The 4,483-nt window shown below is 60.4% G+C and carries 2 protein-coding genes and 3 pseudogenes; 2 read left to right on the forward strand and 3 right to left on the reverse strand.

All coding sequences use genetic code 11. The annotated features are described in order from the left end of the window. The coding region (locus I6F33_RS37650; RefSeq protein ID WP_225145768.1) for a hypothetical protein at positions 1-266 on the forward strand (266 nt) is incomplete at its 5' end. Positions 267-1,601: 1,335 nt separating this feature from the next. On the opposite strand, the gene I6F33_RS37655 is transcribed toward I6F33_RS37650, so the two are convergent. After that, positions 1,602-2,639 carry an IS110 family transposase gene (locus I6F33_RS37655; protein WP_225145769.1) on the reverse strand — a complete coding sequence of 346 codons (1,038 nt, stop codon included), beginning with the start codon at positions 2,637-2,639 and terminating at the stop codon, positions 1,602-1,604. Between the two features lie 89 nt (positions 2,640-2,728). Further along, positions 2,729-2,998 (reverse strand): annotated as a pseudogene (locus I6F33_RS37660) (transposase); the annotation flags it as partial. Between the two features lie 78 nt (positions 2,999-3,076). Between I6F33_RS37660 and I6F33_RS37665 the strand changes: the two are divergent. Continuing rightward, positions 3,077-4,098: pseudogene (locus I6F33_RS37665) on the forward strand (IS110 family transposase). A 259-nt stretch (positions 4,099-4,357) separates the two neighbouring features. Here the strand turns inward: I6F33_RS37665 and I6F33_RS37670 are convergent. Beyond that, positions 4,358-4,483 (reverse strand): annotated as a pseudogene (locus I6F33_RS37670) (integrase core domain-containing protein); the annotation flags it as partial.

Below are 4,483 nucleotides of genomic sequence, written 5' to 3' on the forward strand. Positions count from 1 at the left end.
GACACTACGAGATCAACCGCTTGCCGCTTGTAGTCATCCGTAAACGACCGACGTTGACGTCCTTCCATCCGACACCTCCTGGCTCTTCGAGCCTACTACAGGTGTCCATCAATTCGGAGGAGGTTCAGGACATTCCGGCTCGCGCCATTCGGGTCGTGATGAAATGCTGCGGCGAGCCGATGCTTGAGAGGGCGCTTGGCCTTCAGAGGTTGCGGCAGCTGAAGCGGAGATATGGGGAGATCAGCGCACAGTTCGCGGCGCTCTGATCGTTTCTGCATGCCCACCAATCCCGGTAGGCGATTGCTTGGCGGCGCCTTGCTAGAATCCACTACCGGGATTTGCGGCACGTGATAGGGACAGCGCCTTCCATGCTTGCTCCATTCCAGGTGGAATGCGCCGAGTCACGTTCGTCGCCAACCGTCCCGGAAGTGCGGATGCGGCAGGCAGCGCCCCCTATCCAAGACCCCCTGGTCGATATGGGCGCCGAGTCGCATCCGCGCTGCTTTCCACAGACATCGATTTATCAATGGGCGTAGTCTTCAACCCCTTACCGACCGAGGGTCGCGAGGTGGTTCAGTCTGTGTAAGGAATGTCACCTTACAAAACGCCCCTAAAATCAGTGGCTTAAAGCGGATTTGGCGTTGACAGAAACGGCGCGGTTGTGCATTGTATAGTTGCGCAGTCGATAGATTGCGCGGGGCCTAAGAACCCCATTAAAGGCGCCCACAGCGCCGAGCTTCGAACGGCGCTTTTTTGTGTCCGGCTTTCCGTTCGACGTTCCGCTATGGCGGGAGGGCCGCGCTAAGGCTGGAAACACCACGAATAAGCGCGCCTGTGCTCTACAGGTTCTTAGCCTCCCGCCGCCAGCGGAGGCTTCCATCAGTCTCTGCGGGGTTTCACTAAGAAGCCTGTAGGGGAACTAAAATGGAAGTCATTCGCAACGTCTCGAACTCGAAGATCGCCGAGACTGATCGCCCAAGCGCCTGGCGACGACCAGTCCTGGTAGTTGTGCCACGGGCTTTCCGGACGATACTTTCCGCCGTCAGCTTCAGGCGCTTGAGGCTGGCCATGTTGAAGTTAGCGGCGCGTGGTAGGGGACAGCGCTTTTTCTCTAAGCGGGCGCCGCGTCACGTTGCCGCTAACTTCTACCATAGGTCCAAATGGACGGTGATCATCAGCGTGACAAACCTTCGCCCGCAGAGCTGAGACGTTCGGAGCGGATACTACGCGCCGATCAGATCGCGCCTCGGGGCCCCACTAAGGCCGACGCGGGCCGCCTATTGTGGTTGCTCCAAGGACGCGTTCGACACGTGGATTGACCTTGCCCCCATATGTGGAACGGCCCGCGTGGCAAGAGCTTTTTCAGTCGATTTCACATATTCGGTGCGGTCATATGTCCGGCCTTTGCGCGCGGCACATGGCCGCTGGCCTCGATGAGATCCGCGGAACGAGGGGCTAAATCAAGTTTACGCGTTTGAGCGCATTGGGGGCAGTAGCTTCACTCGTTTCGGGATGTCGTCCCATGGGTTCATCGGCTGTTGTTGCACCTTGCCCTCTGCCGGCCTGCGCCGGTCAGATCGCTTTGGCGGTCACTGCGTCCATCAGACGGCGGCGGCAGTCAGCGGGTCGGGACGTCGGTACGTCCCGCCCTTGTTCAGAAGCGCCCAGATGATCCGCGCCGTCTTGTTGGCCTGCGCGACCGCGGCAACCTTGAAGGGCCGTCTGGCGAGAAGCGCCTTCAGCCACGGCCGCGCCCGAGCGTCGTTTCGGACAACCCGCAAGACGGCCGTCGCCCCGACAACGAGCAGAGAGCGGAGTTCCGGATTTCCCATCTTCGATATTCCTCCCAGTCGCTCTTTGCCTCCGCTTGAATGAGGCCGCGGCGTCAATCCGAGCCAGGCGGCAAAGTGGCGAGCCGACTTGAACCCGCCGGGATCCGGCACGAGCGCCTTGATGGTCGCCGCCGTGATGGCGCCGACGCCAGGTATCGTGGTCAACCGACGCATGTCCTCGTCGTGCTTGGTCTCCACAACAATCGCGCGCTCGAGCCTCTCGCTTTGGTCGGCTGAAGCTTCAATCTGGTCGACAATAGCCCTCAGCGCGAAGCGCGCTGCTGCGGGCAGGCGAGCATCTGTCTCATCCCGTACGATTGCGATCAGCGCCTCAACCTTTGCAAGGCCAGCGGTGGCGATGATGCCCAATTCAGCCAGATGCGCGCGCAACGCGTTGACCGCCTGCGTTCGCTGCCGCACTAGAAGAGCGCGGGTCTTCAGCACCATCGCGGCAGCCTGTTGCTCGGCCGTCTTGATCGGGACCAAGCGCATGGTCTTGCGGGTCACCGCTTCGCTGATGGCCTCCGCGTCCGCCGCATCCGTTTTGCCTCGCTTGACGAAGGGTTTAACATAAGCCGGGGGAATGAGCCGCACCTCATGACCGAGAGCTGCGATCTCGCGCGCCCAATAGTGGGCGCTACCGCAGGCTTCCATCCCCACCAGGCATGGTGGCACTTTCTCGAAGAAGCGCAGAACCTCGCTGCGCCGCAATTTCCTGTTGAACACGGGCGAGCCCTCCGCATCCGCGCCGTGAACCTGGAAAACGTGCTTGGCCAAATCTAACCCGATGGTGCTAACCTGTTTCACGGAACGGTCCCTCCTTTGTGGCGTTCGAACAACGACCACGTTCTAGCACTTTGATGCAGTTGGAGCGGGCCGTTCCACCACATCAAGTTTTATCCAGTCCTGAGTTCGCCCCGGCTGTTGGATTTAGCCGAATGGGCGGTGGTAGCGACGGGAGCTGGTGCGGAGCCATCGGCATAGCGCAGCGCCAGATCCCGTCGCGGGTTGCAGGTGAAGGCAAACTCCGATGGTGTTTTCCATCCGAGTTGCGAGTGAGGTCGCGTATCGTTGTAGTCGGCCCGCCAATGTCCGAGTTCGACGCGGGCCTGGGCCAGCGACGTGAACAGCGTCTCGTTCAACAATTCGTCTCGGAGACGGCCATTGATGGGGAAGACGGCCCCGCTCCCTCGGCGCCGCGATATACTGGCGATGTACGGACCCGCTAACAGGAGCTATTCCCTATGAAAGTCGCGACAATTGCATTGGACATTTCGAAGCACGTGTTTCACATCCATGCAGTTGACAGCCAAGGCCAAGTGACCAGTCGCCAGCGCCTCCGGCGAGGCGAGATCATGTCGTTCTTCTCCTCGCTCGCACCTTGCTTGGTCGGCATCGAGGCTTGCGCGACCGCTCTCACTGGGCGCGGGAGATTCGGCAGTTTGGACACGATGTAAGATTGATTCCGCCGGCCTATGTCAAACCCTACGTACGAAGAGGAGCCAAGAATGACGCTGCTGACGCGGCCGCGATCTGCGAAGCCGTCACCCGTCCAAATATGCGGTTCGTTCCAATCAAGAGCGTCGAGAACCAAGGGTTCTTGATGCTTCATCGTGCAAGAGGCTTGCTGGTCCGCCAGCGAACCATGACAGCCTGCGCCATTCGGGCTCACTTTGCTGAGTTCGGAATCATCCTCGGGCAAGGCCGGCAACGGGTGGATGGTCTGGTGGACTTGTTGGATGACGAGGGGTTGACGCTGCCGTCCCATGCCCGCATCGCACTGGCCGTTCTTATGAACCAACTGAAGGAATTGGACCGGCAGGTCGAGGCCATCGAGCGCGAGCTAGCTCAGATCCAGCGAGTAAATCCGATGGCGAAGTTGCTGTCCTCGATTCCCGGGATCGGTCCCATAACGGCCACGGCTCTCGCCGCGACCGTACCGGACGCGACCATGTTCCGCTCCGGGCGGGAGTTCGCGGCCTGGCTTGGCCTGACGCCTAAGCAGAATTCCACTGGCGGGAAGGATCGGCTCGGCCGGATTACGAAACAGGGCGATTCCTATCTCAGGCACTTGCTTGTCATCGGAGCACGTAACGTCGTTCGGTACCCAAAGGCACGCTCCCGGGTTGGAGGCGGCTGGATCGAAGCCCTGCTTGAACGGCGTCGGCCCATGGTCGTCGCCGTCGCCGTTGCCAACAAGTTGGCCCGGATCGTCTGGGCGATGATGACGACCGGAGAATTCTATCGGTCAAAGCTCGCGGCCTGACTTTCCGCGTATGTTGGCCACCTTATGGTGTGTAGGGCAAATGACAGCATGATGGACACCGGCGGAGCTGGGGATCGAGCAAGCCCGAAGAGCTTTAAGCGCAACAAGCGCGACCCGTTGATGAGGCCTCGATCCGCGATCTCCATCAGGGCCAGCGGCCATGGCATCGGTCGCACTAACAGGCCGTATACATGAACGCACCCGACCGATATCCAAAATGCTGTAAAAACCTCTTGCACCCGCGGGGCCGTCTATACATGAAGCTTTCGATGAAGGCATTCTGCGTCGGCTTGCCGGGCGCGATGTAATGCCAGGCGACGCGGCTCTGATCGGCCCATGTCAGGATGGCGTTGCTGGTCAATTCGGTGCCGTTGTCGCTGACCAC

It is taken from the genome of Bradyrhizobium sp. BRP20 (genome assembly GCF_020194215.1).
Lineage (GTDB): Bacteria > Pseudomonadota > Alphaproteobacteria > Rhizobiales > Xanthobacteraceae > Bradyrhizobium > Bradyrhizobium yuanmingense.